Annotated in this window: 17 protein-coding genes and 2 tRNA genes; 11 read left to right on the forward strand and 8 right to left on the reverse strand. The window is 46.4% G+C overall.

All coding sequences use genetic code 11. The features are described from left to right. Positions 1-67 precede the first annotated feature (67 nt). Positions 68-1,036: a bifunctional riboflavin kinase/FAD synthetase gene (gene ribF / locus Q4B79_RS05925; protein ID WP_303085509.1), complete on the reverse strand. Its 969-nt coding sequence runs from the start codon at positions 1,034-1,036 to the stop codon at positions 68-70. Between the two features lie 96 nt (positions 1,037-1,132). Next, on the reverse strand, positions 1,133-1,612 hold the full coding sequence (gene rlmH, locus Q4B79_RS05930) for a 23S rRNA (pseudouridine(1915)-N(3))-methyltransferase RlmH (protein WP_303085510.1): 480 nt from the start codon (positions 1,610-1,612) through the stop codon (positions 1,133-1,135). Between the two features lie 77 nt (positions 1,613-1,689). Here rlmH and Q4B79_RS05935 point away from each other — a divergent pair, with 77 nt between their 5' ends. The 4 genes from Q4B79_RS05935 (at position 1,690) to murA (ending at position 4,585) form a co-directional block, all read left to right on the forward strand. Then, positions 1,690-2,082, forward strand: coding sequence for a YraN family protein (locus tag Q4B79_RS05935; RefSeq protein WP_303085511.1), 393 nt, complete (start codon positions 1,690-1,692; stop codon positions 2,080-2,082). Positions 2,083-2,105: 23 nt separating this feature from the next. Further along, a complete protein-coding gene (locus tag Q4B79_RS05940) occupies positions 2,106-2,948 on the forward strand; it encodes a BON domain-containing protein (protein WP_303085512.1) in 843 nt (280 codons plus the stop codon). A gap of 69 nt (positions 2,949-3,017) precedes the next feature. Beyond that, positions 3,018-3,263 (forward strand): BolA family protein, encoded by a 246-nt coding sequence (locus Q4B79_RS05945; protein WP_303085513.1) that lies wholly within the window; start codon positions 3,018-3,020, stop codon positions 3,261-3,263. Between the two features lie 59 nt (positions 3,264-3,322). Then, positions 3,323-4,585 carry a UDP-N-acetylglucosamine 1-carboxyvinyltransferase gene (gene murA / locus Q4B79_RS05950; RefSeq protein WP_303085514.1) on the forward strand — a complete coding sequence of 421 codons (1,263 nt, stop codon included), beginning with the start codon at positions 3,323-3,325 and terminating at the stop codon, positions 4,583-4,585. A gap of 56 nt (positions 4,586-4,641) precedes the next feature. Here the strand turns inward: murA and Q4B79_RS05955 are convergent, their stop codons facing one another. The 4 genes from Q4B79_RS05955 to Q4B79_RS05970 all read right to left on the reverse strand — a co-directional run bounded on the left by Q4B79_RS05955 (position 4,642) and on the right by Q4B79_RS05970 (position 7,172). Continuing rightward, positions 4,642-5,619, reverse strand: coding sequence for a tRNA-dihydrouridine synthase (locus Q4B79_RS05955; protein WP_303085515.1), 978 nt, complete (start codon positions 5,617-5,619; stop codon positions 4,642-4,644). Then, positions 5,616-6,194, reverse strand: a complete 579-nt coding sequence (gene pth / locus Q4B79_RS05960) for an aminoacyl-tRNA hydrolase (RefSeq protein ID WP_303085516.1) — start codon at positions 6,192-6,194, stop codon at positions 5,616-5,618. The genes Q4B79_RS05955 and pth overlap by 4 nt, the downstream gene beginning before the upstream one ends. A 142-nt stretch (positions 6,195-6,336) precedes the next feature. Beyond that, positions 6,337-6,627 (reverse strand): 50S ribosomal protein L25, encoded by a 291-nt coding sequence (gene rplY / locus Q4B79_RS05965; RefSeq protein WP_303085517.1) that lies wholly within the window; start codon positions 6,625-6,627, stop codon positions 6,337-6,339. Between the two features lie 143 nt (positions 6,628-6,770). Further along, on the reverse strand, positions 6,771-7,172 hold the full coding sequence (locus Q4B79_RS05970) for a hypothetical protein (protein WP_303085518.1): 402 nt from the start codon (positions 7,170-7,172) through the stop codon (positions 6,771-6,773). A 353-nt stretch (positions 7,173-7,525) separates the two neighbouring features. On the opposite strand from Q4B79_RS05970, the gene putP reads away from it, so the two are divergent. From putP to Q4B79_RS06005, 7 genes are all read left to right on the forward strand, one after another. Next, positions 7,526-9,025 (forward strand): sodium/proline symporter PutP, encoded by a 1,500-nt coding sequence (putP, locus tag Q4B79_RS05975; protein WP_303085519.1) that lies wholly within the window; start codon positions 7,526-7,528, stop codon positions 9,023-9,025. A gap of 263 nt (positions 9,026-9,288) precedes the next feature. After that, positions 9,289-11,247 carry a tetratricopeptide repeat protein gene (locus tag Q4B79_RS05980; RefSeq protein ID WP_303085520.1) on the forward strand — a complete coding sequence of 653 codons (1,959 nt, stop codon included), beginning with the start codon at positions 9,289-9,291 and terminating at the stop codon, positions 11,245-11,247. Positions 11,248-11,317: 70 nt separating this feature from the next. Next, positions 11,318-11,890 (forward strand): lipoprotein insertase outer membrane protein LolB, encoded by a 573-nt coding sequence (lolB, locus tag Q4B79_RS05985; RefSeq protein WP_303085521.1) that lies wholly within the window; start codon positions 11,318-11,320, stop codon positions 11,888-11,890. A 9-nt stretch (positions 11,891-11,899) separates the two neighbouring features. After that, entirely contained in the window at positions 11,900-12,769 is an 870-nt protein-coding gene (gene ispE / locus Q4B79_RS05990) for a 4-(cytidine 5'-diphospho)-2-C-methyl-D-erythritol kinase (protein ID WP_303085522.1), read from the forward strand. Between the two features lie 96 nt (positions 12,770-12,865). Continuing rightward, positions 12,866-12,941, forward strand: a tRNA-Gln gene (locus tag Q4B79_RS05995). 29 nt (positions 12,942-12,970) lie between these two features. After that, positions 12,971-13,046 (forward strand) — tRNA-Gln (locus tag Q4B79_RS06000). Positions 13,047-13,185: 139 nt separating this feature from the next. Then, positions 13,186-14,133 carry a ribose-phosphate pyrophosphokinase gene (locus tag Q4B79_RS06005; RefSeq protein ID WP_303085523.1) on the forward strand — a complete coding sequence of 316 codons (948 nt, stop codon included), beginning with the start codon at positions 13,186-13,188 and terminating at the stop codon, positions 14,131-14,133. Positions 14,134-14,185: 52 nt separating this feature from the next. Here the strand turns inward: Q4B79_RS06005 and trpE are convergent, their stop codons facing one another. Together trpE and Q4B79_RS06015 are read right to left on the reverse strand one after the other, a co-directional pair. Then, on the reverse strand, positions 14,186-15,700 hold the full coding sequence (trpE, locus tag Q4B79_RS06010; protein WP_303085524.1) for an anthranilate synthase component I: 1,515 nt from the start codon (positions 15,698-15,700) through the stop codon (positions 14,186-14,188). Positions 15,701-15,777: 77 nt separating this feature from the next. Next, positions 15,778-16,104 carry a sulfur transferase domain-containing protein gene (locus Q4B79_RS06015; RefSeq protein WP_303085525.1) on the reverse strand — a complete coding sequence of 109 codons (327 nt, stop codon included), beginning with the start codon at positions 16,102-16,104 and terminating at the stop codon, positions 15,778-15,780. Positions 16,105-16,135: the final 31 nt, after the last annotated feature.

Below are 16,135 nucleotides of genomic sequence, written 5' to 3' on the forward strand. Positions count from 1 at the left end.
ACCCAAAGCGTGCCAATGCTTGGTTATCAGGCGTTTAAAACGGCAATTTTAGGACTATTCCAAAAATCTAATCATTGCCACACTTAGATTTTTGCCATGCCAGTAGCTGTGCCACATCATGACTTATCCCTTGTTTTAACTCATCAAGACTACCATAACGCCTCTCGCCATGCAGATAATGCGTAAAAATTACCTCTAAGCTCGCCCCATACAAATCGCCCCGAAAGTCAGGCAAATGTACTTCCAAGCGATAATCTGCCCCTTGCACACTAGGACGCATGCCGACATTGACCGCCCCAAATAGGCTGTTTGGGCGTGTGCCTTTAATACCACCATCTGCTTTTGTCGTCTGCCCTACTTGATGAATGATGACATCAGCCCCAAAAACCCCCTGCAAGGCAGGTTTTAGACGACCCAAAGAGATATTGGCGGTTGGGAAATTAAGCGTTCGCCCTATTTTATCGCCATGCACCACTTCGCCTTTGATGGCATAATCACGACCCAGCAGACGGCTTGCTTTTACCAAATCGCCCTGGCTAAGTGCTTCACGCACAGCAGTAGAGCTAATTCTCTCCCCTGCCTCGTTGACGGTGGGTAAATTTTGTACACAAAACCCCAAATTTTGCAAAAACGCCTTATCGCCCATGCGGTCATGCCCAAAACGAAAATCATCGCCAAGCACCAAATGATGCGTCCCAAGTTTACTTAAAATACCTGCAAAATCTGTGGCAGATAACTGACGAAAATGTTCATTGAAGTCCACACAAATAACCAAATCCACCCCAAAACCATCAAGCAGAGCAACTTTTTCGGTAAAATTCGTCAGGCGAGCTGGGGGGTTTTTTGGATTAAAAAATTCTCTGGACTGAGGCTCAAACACCATAACCGCTGTGTTTAGAGCGTGTTTTTTGGCGGTGGCGTGCAGTACATTTAGCATGGCTTGATGCCCCAAATGCACACCATCAAAATTTCCGATGGTTAGCACATGAGGCGGTAGTGTATTTGGCGAGTGCGAATCTAAATGAATGACTTGCATGGGTAAGCAAATTGACAAAATTGCTTATTATAGGCGAAATTGATAAATTTTTCATTTAAAAATTCCGATAATCGCATTAAGAAGTATCCTACAACATCATTCTCGGTGATAGGGATGATTATTGATGATGCTCATCGCACGATAAATCTGCTCGGTCAGCACCACCCTAACAAGCGGGTGCGGCAAGGTCAAATCCGACAGCGACCATTTAAAATCCGCATTCGCCAGCACCTCTGCTGACACGCCGTCCGCCCCACCAATGACGATTGCTATGTCTTGACCGTCCGTCATGGCGTGTTTTAATTTATCCGCTAAGGCTTCGGTAGAGAGCATTTTACCTTTGACATCAAGTACCCACAGCACTTCTTTGGGCTGGCGAGCAGATAAAATGGCTTGCCCCTCAGAGGTTTTGTATTTGTCAATCTCGGCAAGGGACGGATTTTTAATGCGTTTGGCAGGAGGGATTTCCACCATCTGCGTCGTCATCATGGGCTGTACACGTTTTAGGTATTCGCTCACGCCTGTCTGCACCCAAGCAGGCATTTTATGTCCCACGCTTAAAATTCTTAATTTCATGATGTTATCCGATAAATTTTACTGGTATTATAATAAAAACTGGCAACATTTTGTAATTTATTTGGGATTTGTATTTTATGAGAAACATCGGCAACATCTACGAGGCACTGGCACAACAACACCTTATCAATCAAGGTCTTGCCATCATTACCACCAATTATGTCGCCCACCGTATTGGCGAGATAGACCTCATTGCCAAAGACAAAGATACACTTGTATTTGTTGAGGTAAAAGCTCGTAAACGCAGTCAGTTTGGCTCATCGATTGAGTCTGTCACCCCAAGCAAGCAACGCAAAATCATCAATACCGCTAGCCACTTCCTGCAACACCACCCCCAGTACGATGGCATGGACTGTCGCTTTGATGTGATTGGTTTTGATGTTGAACATCAGACATCTGGGTCAAACCAGATAAATCACGAAAATTATCCAAAAATTCATTGGATAAAAAATGCGTTTTTGGTAGAATGATAAGAGCTAACAAAACGAGATAAATGATGTACCACACCCCAAAAGTCTTAGCCAGCATCGTCTGTGCTGTCGCACTACTTACCGCTTGCACCGCCAAGAACACCTCCCAAAGTGGCTACTATGGCGTACCTGCCATGTATCGCACCATACCTGAGAGAATTAGCGATGAGGCCATCGAACGCACCAGCTATAAAAATCTACCAAGCATCCATGGTGTTAGCGACCATAACGTACGCATTGCCGTTGATAGCTTTCGCCGAGAGGTTATTCTGACTGGCGAAGTACCCAGCGAGCAGATTCGACAAGATGTTGCCAACATGATTGCCTCCATCAATGACGTCAAAAAAGTCCATGACCACCTCATCATCTCCGCCACCCCCAAAGCCCAAAGCCATACCTTGCACGAAAATTACCTAAAATCCAAAATCATCGCCAAAATCGTCAGTGCTGGTAGTATCAAATCCTCCCAATATAAATTGGTCGTGCGTAACAACATGGCGTATTTACTTGGCTTTTTGACCGCCGAACAAGAACAAATCATTCTAAATGCCATACAGTCCACACAAGGCATGGAGGGCATTAAGATATTTGGCACCAGAGCAACATTTGCACAGCTTGGCAATCAGCCAGCACTGGATAATCAGGCTAACACAGGAGGCGTGATTTATGGTGGCAACTCCTCGCTTATCCCAGCCACGCCCGTAGGAGGCGGTAGTAGCTACCCAAGCACCACAAACACCTATTCACAAAGTAGCTATCAAGGAGATTACCCAAACGCCACCAACCCCAACGCCCCCATCATAAAAATGGAAGGCTCGCCCACATCAAGCTATGTCGACCTATATAACAACACCGATAAGCCTTAAACCAAACACCCAAAACCCCAAAAAATCTGATATAATGCTTTGTTTGATTTATTAATAAAAGTGAATATTATGAATTCTGATGATTTAATCGCCCTATTACGTCCCACTTTCCCCAATGCCGAGATTCAAGCAGTCAATCAAGGCAACAAATTTGAAGTGTTGATTGTTGATGAGAATTTTGAGGGTAAACGCCTCGTCCAACGCCAACAATCGGTATATGCCGTTGTCAATTCACACATTCAAAGCGGTGCGATGCACGCCTTAACCATTCACGCTCTCACGCCTGCTGAATATCAAGCTCGCCAATCTCATTAACCCTATCATGACAAATGCTTTGTGGGTATTTATCATTTTTATTTTATAAGAGATAACTTATGGATAAATTTAAAATCATCGGAAAAAGTCGCATTGCAGGCGAAGTGGCAGTTTCTGGCAGTAAAAATGCTTCGCTCCCCCTACTGGCAGCCATGCTCCTTCCAAACGATGAGACCGTACTGCACAACGTCCCAACCCTAAAAGACACCGACACGCTCATCAAGCTCATCGCTGGCATGGGTGTCAACATCAAAAAAGAGGGCAATACCGTCATCGCAGACGCTCGCCATGTCGCCAACTACTATGCCCCTTATGAACTCGTGCGTACCATGCGCGCCTCCATTTTGGTGCTGGGGGCGTTGCTTGGGCGTTTTGGGGAGGCAGAAGTCTCACTACCGGGGGGCTGTTCTATCGGCTCACGCCCTGTTGACCAGCATTTAAAAGCCTTTGAGGCAATGGGTGCGACCATCAATGTCGAAAACGGCTACGTCAAAGCCCACGCCCCCGCTGGCGGTCGCTTGATTGGTTGCGATTATGCCTTTGATATGGTAACGGTCGGTGGTACCGAAAACGTCATCATGGCAGCTTCACTTGCCAAAGGGATAACTCGCCTAGAAAACTGTGCTTGTGAGCCAGAAGTGGTAGACTTGGCAAATATGCTGGTGGCGATGGGTGCCAAAATTGACGGCATTGGCACACCCACCATGATTATCGAGGGCGTGGAGAGTCTGCACGGCTGTGAGTACAGCGTCATTGCTGACCGTATCGAGACAGGTTCGTATCTGGCTGGGGCATTGATGAGTGAGGGCGATGTACTCACCACCAACACCTCTGCCGAGCATTTACACCCCGTCCTCAAAAAGTTTGAGGCAATGGGTGCCACCATCACCACAGGCGACAACTGGATTCGTGCCGTGATGAAAGGTCGCCCCAAAGCGGTGGACATTCGCACCCAAGTCCACCCTGGCTTCCCCACCGACATGCAAGCTCAGCTTATGGCGGTCTGCTGTTTGGCGGACGGCACCAGCACCATCATCGAAAACATCTTTGAAAACCGCTTTATGCACGTGCCAGAGCTTAACCGCATGGGGGCAAACATCCGCATTGACGGACATACCGCCATCGTTACGGGCGTAGAAAAATTTAGCCCCGCTCCTGTCATGGCAACCGATTTACGTGCGTCCATGTCGCTGGTTATGGCGGCAGCGTGTGCTGAGGGCGAGAGCATCATTGACCGCATTTATCACATCGATAGAGGTTATGATAATGTCGAGCATAAACTCAAATCGCTTGGGGTCAATATTGAGCGGATTAAAGGCTGATTAGTCGCCAGACCCCATAAAGCCATTTATCATCATTTTGATAAATGGCTTTATTATCATGGCAACTTCGCAGACTTCTTTAAACAGTCGATGATACTCTCTTTACTTTTCTCTCGCTTGATGATATCCCACAATAGTTTTGCCTCATCATAACCACCTGTAAGCATGCCAAGCCACTGCTTATAACGCCCAATCAGCCCGTTTTGGTTATCTGTGTCGTCATTTAAAAATTCAATTTGATAAGAGATGAGCTCCTGCCACGTTAAGCATGCCTTGGGATCATCAATATTGGCAATCAAGTCAGGATAAGTTACCGCACCACGCCCAAGCATCAGATGAGGCGTGTCAGCTTCACTCACGCACCGTCTTGCATCATCGCCAGTCCAAATCTCGCCATTGGCAATCACAGGCATGCCAAGACCTGTAAAATGCGTAATCTTATCCCAGTAGGCGGGCGGTTTGTAGCCATCGGTTTTTGTGCGAGCATGCACCGTCAGCCAGCTTGTATTTGCCTCTTTGATGGCACAGCCAATCTCCTGCATTAAAGAAGTGTCTGTGTAACCCAAGCGAATTTTGGCAGACACAGGAATGTGCTTAGGAACAGCTTGTCTTGTGGCGTGAATGATGGCAAACATGGTCTCAGGCTCATCAAGTAAAACCGAGCCACCCTTGTGGTTATTGACCGTCTTGGCAGGGCAACCAAAATTTAAATCGATGGCACATGCCCCCAGACCTACCGCCACCATCGCACTTTCGCTGATGGTTTGTGGGTTATTGCCAAGTAGCTGAACATGCACAGGCGTACCGCTAGATGTCTTACCATCTTGATGAAGCTCTGGTACAAACTTATAAAACGTATGAGCTGGCAGAGGATAATGAGTAACGCGGATAAACTCACTGACCGTCCAGTCATATCCTCGCCCCAATTCCACAGCAATGTGCGTTAAAATACGTCTCATCAAAGGGTCGGTCAGTCCCTCCATCGGAGCCAGCAGACGCACTGGTTTATCAAACAAATGCCAAAAATCACTCATGTTGGTAGCTTAAATCCATTGGCTAGGCTGACAGCTTTGTCTTTTTGTCCGCTCATCAAAAGCTCTAAGGCATCAATGCCACAGGCGATGGCACGGTCAATGCTGATACGGTCATCTGTGGTTGGCTTAGATAGCACCCAACTGCTGACCTGTGATGATTGCACAGGTCTACCAATACCCACACGCAGCCGCCAAAAGTCTGCACCGATGTAAGGAGTGATGTCCCTTAGACCATTATGCCCGCCGTGTCCACCGCCTTGTTTTAGGCGTAAACTGCCCGCACCGATGTCTAGCTCATCATGCACCACCAAAATCTCATCTGCTTTGACATTATAAAACTTAGCAAATGGTGCAACCGCCATGCCAGAACGGTTCATGTAGGTGGACGGCTTTATCAAACGCACATCTGCCCCAAAGATTGTCCCACGCCCCACATCGCCATGAAATTTTTTGTCGTGATTAAGCGTGATGTTAAATTTATCCGCCAATTCATCAACAAACCAAAATCCTGCGTTGTGGCGTGTGTCCTTGTATTCGTTGCCGATGTTGCCTAAGCCGACAATCAGTTTTATCATAAATTTACCCAAAGTGATTACAAATAAACCCAAATTCAATTTATGCCAATGACACAAAACCGCTCTAAGAGTTGGGTTTTAAAATTTAACCATAACAAAAAAGCCAACAGATGACCCATTGGCTTTTGAGATGGTGGTGCAATTAGGCACGCACAAAATCCACATGTAGTGGAATACCCTTAGATGGGTGGCGTTGTAGTGCCTTGATGGTAACGGTTTCGTTACCACTTTCTAGTGCCAAAGTGATGGTGCTGGTAAAGAACGCATCTTCTTCTAGGGCGCGCACTAGCTCGTTGTTTTTAACAGAGATAGATACAGGCTCGCCTTTGCCATAAACGATGGCAGGGATAAGGTTTTCTTTACGCAGGCGGCGGCTCGCACCTTTGCCCTGCAATTCGGTAGGACGTGCTACCGCATTAAGAATAAAGCTCATGATGAACTCCAAAATAAATTCAATAATCACAACGCTTGCGACCAGCGTTGCAGGAATTATCATCGTGAAGATGAAATATTCATTTTAGCATAGTGTTGGATTTTTGACAAGAAAAACCACCCAATGATGAGCGGTTTTTTAAATTATGAGCGTGGTTGCGGTTTTTCAATGCCCTTTTTGGTCAAGCACGCATCGACTTTGGTGCGTTGCTCGTCTGTCATCTCAAACTTAGGGTGTTTGCCATGTGAAAATGGTGGCTTAATCAGGTTGCCTTGTGCGTCTTTGGGTGGCTCTGGGCGTTCGCCATTCTGGGCTTTTTGGGCACGTTCAGCTTTGGTAGAACGTTCGCTTTTTTTGGCGTCAGTAGATTTGTCATCTTTGTTAAATTCAGGCTTTTTGATGCCAGCTTCTGCCATGCACTCGCCAATGGCTTTATGAAATTCTGGGTTGTGTTTTGGGTAATTGTTGTTGGTGTCGGTATTTGCAAAAGCAAGGTTGCCAGCAAGGAATGAAATGGCGGTCAAGGCTAGGATGGATTTTTTCATGGTTTTTCTCTTTAAAGGGTTGAGGTTTCTGCCGATGCATCTTGCTTGGCATTGAGCGTATGATACGCCAAGAATGTTTGGTAAAAATAAATAATACTTAAAAAGTGTTAGAATTTTTTATCGCAATGAGGGTTTATTGGTAACAAATGGGGGGCTTGGCAAGGATTGATGGCATTTTTTACAATACTTTTGCACTTTTTACAAAACATGATAAAACTTTGCCAATCATAACATTTTTTAGAATTTTGGGCGTATTGTGTCGTCTGGGGGTAAATTTTGGTATAATTTGGGGTTTTATGGTTTTATAAATTTTAACATAAATTGTGCAGACCATCGCACATAAGGATTTTGCTATGAATGGCGTGTGGGTGTCGCTTGCCTTATATTTTATTGGCATGATTGCCATTGGGGTGTATGCCTATTTTAAACAAAAAAATGACGTGGAAGGCTATATGCTGGGCGGACGCAACCTCTCGCCTGCGGTTACGGCACTCTCAGCAGGTGCGTCTGATATGTCGGGCTGGCTACTTTTGGGTTTACCGGGGTATATGTATGGCTCTGGCGTGGTGTCTATTTGGATTGCACTTGGCTTGACAATTGGGGCGTTTGCCAACTATTTGCTCGTTGCTCCACGTTTGCGGGTTTACACGGAGATTGCAAACAACGCCATCACGCTCCCTGACTTTTTTGCCAACCGCTTTGATGACAAATCGCACGCCCTACGGCTTGTGTCGGCGTTTGTGGTGATTTTGTTTTTTACCGTTTATACGGCAGCGAGCCTCGTGGCAGGTGGTAAGCTGTTTGAAAACTCGCTCGGGCTAGGCTACGACATGGGGCTGTGGGTAACGGCAGGCGTGGTTGTGGCTTATACCTTGTTTGGCGGATTTTTGGCGGTGAGTTTGACCGACTTTGTGCAAGGGGTCATCATGCTCATTGCCATGCTCCTTGTGCCTATCGTGGCATTTGATGCGGTAGGCGGGGTAAGTCAAGGTTTGGCGGTGGCAGAATTTGCCAATCCTGATGTCTTTAATTGGACGCATGGCGTAACCACGATGGGCATTATCTCGCTCATGGCGTGGGGTTTGGGTTATTTTGGGCAACCGCACATCATCGTGCGTTTTATGGCGATTCGCTCGGTCAAAGACGTGCCGATTGCTACTGCCATTGGCATGGGCTGGATGATTTTATCACTCATTGGGGCGTTGATGGTTGGTTTGGCAGGCATTGCTTATACCAATGGCAAAAATATCAAGCTTGACGACCCTGAGACGATTTTCCTATTATTTTCACAAGTGCTGTTCCACCCGCTCGTGAGTGGTTTTTTACTGGCGGCGATTTTGGCGGCGATCATGAGTACCATTTCAAGCCAGCTTTTGGTGGTGAGTAGCTCGCTCACACGCGACATTTATAAACTTTTTTTAAACAAAGAAGCCACCGAAGCCAACCAAATCCTAGTCGGACGGATTTCGGTGGTGGTCGTGGCAGTGGTAGCGATTGCCATTGCAGGTGACAAAAATAGCTCAGTGCTTGAACTCGTCTCGCACGCATGGGCGGGCTTTGGTGCGTCCTTTGGACCTTTGGTGCTACTAAGTCTCATGTGGAAACGCATGAACCACAATGGAGCATTGGCTGGCATGGTGGTCGGTGCATTGACGGTCATCATCTGGGTGTATGGGGGGATTACCATTGGGGGCGAACCTGCCAACAAAGTCATCTACTCTATCATGCCGGGCTTTTTGGCAAGTGTCATCGCCACCGTTGTCGTGTCGCTCATGACCGCTCCGCCCAAGCGTGAGATTGCCGAACAGTTTGAAAAAATGACGCACGAACTAAACAACAGCTCACGCTCGTGATTGCCGCCAAAAATTTTGAGGCAATACTTGAAAAAATTTGACTTATCTTTATTAAAGGTATAAAATCTAGTTTCCTCAGCCCACCGCCCCTCCTTCGGTGGGTCTTTTTTTGTCCGAGCATTCACGCTGTTAATGCCAATGGACAGACGCCCCCCCCCCCCCCAAAAAAAATTCTCCCTAAATTTATTTATGACACACTTACAAATATTGCAAGCACATGTCTTTTCATTTTATAATAGGCAAATTTTCTTGCGGTTTTGGTCATGACGGTACAGCCGACACCTAAGCGATTTTTAAAAGCATCTTTTAAAAAACCCCACAAAAAACACCTGCATTCATCACTGCTGGTGTTAGCGGTGTCGTCTTGTCTTTTTATCAAGCCCATACCAGCAGCACAGGCGGGTGTGTTTGACTCTTTATTAAAAATCCTACTGCCCTTTTATGATGAAAGCCATGACACATCACAACCTGATAAAACCCAACAAATAGATAGCATTGACCAGTTCATCGATGACGGTACCGACGAGGGATATCTACCCAACAGCACCGATGAGAACATGCCTACCACTGGCATGTTTGACCTTGATGATGTGATTTTTAATGATGTCTTGACCGCTCATGACAGCACGCCCATGCTTGGCTATCCTGATTTATACGCCTTGTTGTCCGCAGAATTTGGTATTGACAGAGGTCAGGTTCATACCGCCCTGACCATCTACAAAGCGGAGAGCTTTAAAACCAATGCAACCGCCGTATTTGAACGTGCTTTGGCACTGTCCATCGAGTACGAAACCCCCAGCCAGTCGCTCGCCTTTGCCCGTGCATGGCAACGCCAAAACCCAGAGCATATCCCTGCATGGTTCTATGTGGCACATCTTGCCCTAAAAGCAGGGGATTACCACGAAGCCAGCGACGCTATTGGCATGATTTTAGATTATGACAGTCATGCAGATTTGACAGGGATTTTGACAGGCATATTCCCCCAAAGTCCTGATGAGCAACGCTCCTTATTCTACGCCCTACAAATGATGGACGATGATAACCCCTCATTGTCAGTACTAAGAGCAGGTCTGCTCTTACAGCTTGGCGACTATGCTCCTGCTCTTGCTTATGCCAATAAAGCCCTAAAATCCGCCCCCCAAAATTTATCGTTCATTACCCTAAAAATCGACATTCTAAAAGCAAGCGGTCAAGAAGCCAACATGTGGGCATTTATTCGCCAAAAACTCAAAGAAATGCCCCACATCAAAGAATTACACCTATACCAAATTCGCCACGACATCGACCAAGGCGAATTGGGGCATGCATGGGAGTTATTGCAAGTTGCCAACAGGCAAACTCACGACCCTGACGTCTCCTTATTGACTGCTTTGGTAGGTCTTGATATCGGCAAGTACAGCGAAGCCAGAGCCATTTTAACCCCCCTGCTCGACAACTTAGCATTTAAAAGTCGTGCCAACTACTACATTGCCATCAGCTACGAACGCACAGGCAATATGAGTGTTGCCAAAGAATACTACGAACGTGTCCAAGATTATGAACACGTCCTAGACGCACGCACTAAGGTGGTGGGCTTTTATCTTGCCAAAGATGACGTAGATAAGGCGATAGCGACACTCATCAGATTACGTGATGATTTTGAAATTTATACCGTAGATAGCTATTTGTGGCAAGCAGAAATTTTAATGCGTCAAGGCAAAAAAACCGAAGCCCAAAACCTGCTGACCGCCGCCAACCGTGAATACCCTGATGATGACCGTTTACTGTTTGCCAGCTTTTTATTATTAGAAAACGAACTAACAGACGACGACAAGCGTTTTGCCATCGATAAATTATTAGAGCTTGACGAGTTTAATCTTGCTTATCGTTTGGCAGACATCAAGCTACGTCTACACCAAAGCCCCGATGATAAATCCGCCCTATCTGATGCCATTGCCATCAGTCAAATTAAATCGGACGATCCCAATTATGACCCCAAGATACAACTGGACGCTTTGGTGGTATTGGGCAATCACGCACTTTTGATGGGGGATTATAAGGCGGTGTTAGAATACCTAGAAACCCCCTACGAAGTCGCCCCAGATTTAAATGCAGGCATTGTGCTACTACGTGCCTATCAAGGGCTTGGCGAGCACGACAAAGTATATGCCCTACTTAGCGACCTCCAAAATCGCTTTGCTTTTGGTGCCAACAACACAGGCAACGAAGCACAAGAATACTAAATTTACCACCCAACCTGCCAACTTTACCACTTATTATAGGACACCTCCAAAATTTCACTCGGAAAAATTTATGAAAAAACACATCATTGCCCTATCTCTTGCCGTATTAGTAGGATTGCTTAATGCCTGTCAAAGCCTGCCAAAATCATCATCGCCACTCATCACACAAAACACAGACGAGAAAATCAGCTTTACCATCACAGGCAAAATCGGCATTACCACCCAAAATACCAATGGCAAACAGGCAGGTAGTGCGTTTTATGGCTGGACACAAGAAGACGAACGTTTTGCCATTGACCTAACAGGGGTGCTCGGCATCGGAGCTACCCAAATTCGCTACGATGGTCGTACAGCCACACTCATCAGTGATAAGGGCGAAATCACAGCAGATAGCCCAGAGGAGCTACTTTTTAAGGCAACAGGCTGGCACGCTCCCATCAGCCAACTTCCCTACTGGGTCATGGGCAAGCCTGCCACAAACGACACCAGCACAAGCACCGACGAAGGCAAGTTACTACAAAGCACCAACGACAACTGGACAGCGACTTTTGAATACCCCAAAAACAGCTCCCTTCCCAGTCGCCTCATCATCAATCACACCGATGGACATCGTGTCGTCATGACCATCGCTCATTCATCATAGCTAGACACCATGAAAGAACTTACTTTATTCTCGCCTGCCAAGCTCAATCTGTTTTTGCACATCACAGGATACGCAGATAATGGCTATCATCATCTACAAAGCGTGTTTACCGCCCTTGATTTTGGGGATACCCTAACCATTCGCTCCACCACCAGCTCTCAGATGGTTACGCTGATTGGGGGCGAACATTTGACTGATGATGTTAATGACAACCTCATTGTTAAGGCAGTTACCACCCTTACCAAGCGTTTTCCAGCATACGCTTCATCAGTACAAGTTATCCTAGATAAGCGCATTCCCGCAGGGGCAGGGTTAGGAGGCGGTTCTTCTAACTGTGCCACGACACTCATCGCCCTAAATGAGCTTTGGGGACTTCGCTTATCTACCGACGAGCTCATAAAAATCGGTGCCACGCTTGGGGCGGACGTGCCGTTTTTTATTTTCGCTCACGCTCACCAGTCAGGTGCGATTGCCACAGGCATTGGCGAGAAATTAACTCCCATTGACCTACCTCCCTGCCAATACCTGCTTCTCATGCCAGATGAACACATCAGCACCGCCACGCTATTTGCCAGCGAGCACCTAAGACGAGACTGCCCTCTTTACGATACAGAAACACTCATGAATTCCAATTTTTATGAGCCAAATGCCTTATTTGGCAATGTCTTTACCCCCTTGGTACTCGAACTCTCCCCACAAGTAGCAACAGCGATGGGCTATTTAGATGATGTCTCCGCCCAGACGCACACCAAAGCACGCATGAGCGGTACAGGGTCGGCGGTGTTTTTGCCTTTTCCTTACAACATCAATGACACCACCATCGCACAGCTGATTGATAACGCTCCTTGTCCTGCGATATTTACCAAAAATTTATATTAAAAAATAATATATTTCAATAGGTTACAAATTATTTTTAATTTTAAAAAATTTGTCGTTGCAAAATTAAAATTTTTCGGTATAATTGTCGCATTATTTAGGGGCGTCGCCAAGTTGGTAAGGCATCAGGTTTTGATCCTGACATTCGTTGGTTCGAGTCCAGCCGCCTCTGCCATTTTAGCTAATTGTTTAGCACACCGTTATAGGGGCGTCGCCAAGTTGGTAAGGCATCAGGTTTTGATCCTGACATTCGTTGGTTCGAGTCCAGCCGCCTCTGCCATTTAAAAGCCAGTTATCTAGACTGGCTTTTTTGCATTCTGGTTTACCCACACAGATTTTACAGCCCCGAGCCTTTGCAATTAATACAAAAAGTGCTAAAATATGACATCAAACCCAATATCCAATCATAGGATTTTTCCATGTCATATATGGCTGTTTTTTCAGGCAGTGCCAACCCTGAACTCGCCCAAACCGTTGCTGACCACCTTCATATTCCACTTAGCCAATCTAATCTCACACGTTTTTCCGATGGCGAGATTGCCGTTGAAATCAAAGAAAACGTGCGTGGTAAAGACGTTTTTATCCTACAACCCACCTGTGCCCCTACCAACGACCACTTAATGGAAGTAGTACTACTTGCTGACGCTCTACGTCGTTCGAGTGCAGGTCGCATTACCGCTGTGATTCCTTATTTTGGCTATGCACGCCAAGATCGCCGTCCACGTTCAGCCCGTGTGCCAATTTCAGCTCGTGTGGTGGCAGACATGCTATCCATTGCAGGGATTGACCGTGTGATGGTGGTGGATTTGCATGCCGACCAGATTCAGGGCTTTTTTGATGTGCCTGTGGACAACCTGTATGCCACACCTGTTTTCTTGGCTGACCTAAAACAAAAGAATTACGAAAACCTCATGGTTGTCTCTCCTGATGTGGGTGGCGTGGTACGTGCCAGAGCGATGGCAAAACTGCTTGGCGACACCGACCTGGCCATCATCGATAAACGCCGTGCCAAAGCTAACGAATCTGAGGTCATGCACATCATCGGCGATGTGGCAGGGCGAGACTGCGTCATTGTTGATGACATTGCAGACACCGCAGGCACACTGTGCAAAGCAGCAGATGCCCTTAAAAACAAGGGAGCAAGTCGTGTGGTTGGTTATATTACCCACCCTGTACTGTCAGGTAAAGCCCTAGAAAATATCCAAAATTCCGCCTTAGATGAGATTGTGGTAACAGACACCATTCCTTTGACCGCCGAAGCCAAAGCCTGTCCAAAAATCCGTCAAGTTACCATCGCACCAATGATTGCTGAGAGCCTTCGCCGTATCAACAACGAAGAGTCCATCAGTGCGATGTTTAATTATTGATGTATCACAAAAAATCCCCCTAATACCGTTAGGGGGATTTTATCAACCAATACTATCCAATATCAAGCCCCCCACACGCCATCTCAACCGCTTTGACGATGGCTAGGGCTTTTTTGTTGGTTTCGTCCCACTCGGCAATAGGATTGGAATCCGCTACCACGCCTGCCCCTGCTTGGATATGGACTTGTCCGTCTTTTAGTACCGCCGTGCGAATGGCAATCGCTGTGTCCATATTGCCATGCCAGCCAAGATAACCCACCGCCCCACCAAAGACGCTACGGCGAACAGGCTCAACCTCATCAATAATTTGCATGGCTCGGATTTTGGGGGCACCTGACAGCGTTCCTGCTGGGAAAGTCGCACAAAAAACATCAAGGGCGTCCTTGTCAGCCGACACCGTCCCTTCGACATTACTGGCGATGTGCATGACTTGCGAGTAGCGTTCAATAAACATCTTGTCCGTAACCTTGACCGTGCCAATGTCGCACACCTTGCCGATGTCGTTACGCCCCAAATCAATAAGCATTAAATGCTCGGCAATTTCTTTTTGGTCGGAGAGTAGCTCGGCTTCTAGTGCCAAATCCTCCGCTACATCTACCCCACGACGACGAGTACCAGCCAAAGGTCGCACCGTTACTTTTCGCTGACTATCTACAGTCTCAATGCGTGATAAAATCTCAGGCGATGCTCCCACCACATGAAAAGGCGTGTCATCTGACAGCTCGCCTTGTATCAAAAACAGATATGGCGATGGGTTAAGATAGCGAAGTGCTCGATACACCGCTAGTGGGTCGCCGTCAAACTCGCCTGTCAAACGCTGAGCTGGCACTACTTGCATGACATCGCCTGCTCTGATGTATTCTTTGATGCGTTCCACGTCTGTGCAGTATTTATCCTGCCCTGTTTGTGATACAAAATGTGGCAGGGGCTGTTTTTTGACGGTCAAATCAGGCTTATGGCTAAGCAAGTATTCAATGGTTTCAAGGTTTTTTAGAGCTTTTTTGTAGCCGTCTTTGGCGTTAGTGTCGGCGTACACAACGATGGATAAAGTGTGTTCCAAATTATCAAACACCACCACCTGATTAGATAAAGTCAGCCACATGTCAGGCAAGTTGAGTGAGTGCGTAGCATTTGATTGCCCTACCGATGGTTCAATCACACGTATCATATCGTACCCAAAATACCCCACCAATCCACCGCTAAATGTAGGCAAACTAGGCAATTGTGTTTGGGTGGGCATGTGATAGTTTTTCATAAAATCCCTAAGAAAATCAAAGGGGCTTTGCGTATATTCGGTAGTTACTCCTTTGTGTTTATCCGTCAGTAACACCTTGCCATCATGATACTGGATAATCATATCAGACCCCAGCCCTATCATAGAATACCTTGCCCAACGCTCGCCACCCACCACCGACTCAAACAAATAAGCAGAAGTGTAAAATTTACGCAAATTGGCAAATACCGACACAGGGGTCGAGTCGTCCATGAGGCGTTTTTTAATCAAGGGAATGTGGGTATAGCCTTGCTTAGCAAGTTTGCAAAATTCTTCTTGGGTAAGTAAAGTCATGATGATACCTTGTAGGATTTTTTGCTAAAAATAGCATAATTTTGGCAAATTTTAAAGCAATAATTTAAATCATCTCATCAAAGCAATCCACTGACCACCGCCGACTGATAAAGACGCTTGGCACGAGCACCAGTCCCACAAAATATCAACACAGGCTTTGGCATATCAGACAGCACATGCACAAAATCTCTTACCAATTCCAAATGCAACTGCTCATTTGAAAACGGCAAATGATAATAAGACAACCCCTCACGCTTGGCACTAGATAACAACTCATCGCTTTTGGGCTGACCTGCCGCCTCGTCATCAGGTCGTAAATTGATGATGCTCTTAAAGCCCAGCTTCGCCAATGCTGGACATTGGTAAGGATAGATTTGCTTATAAATGGTAATGACATTTTCCATGATGGCACCTCATTGTTATATTATAAGGATA

Origin of the sequence: Moraxella sp., assembly GCF_030525845.1 — a bacterium.
In the GTDB taxonomy this organism is placed as follows: domain Bacteria; phylum Pseudomonadota; class Gammaproteobacteria; order Pseudomonadales; family Moraxellaceae; genus Moraxella.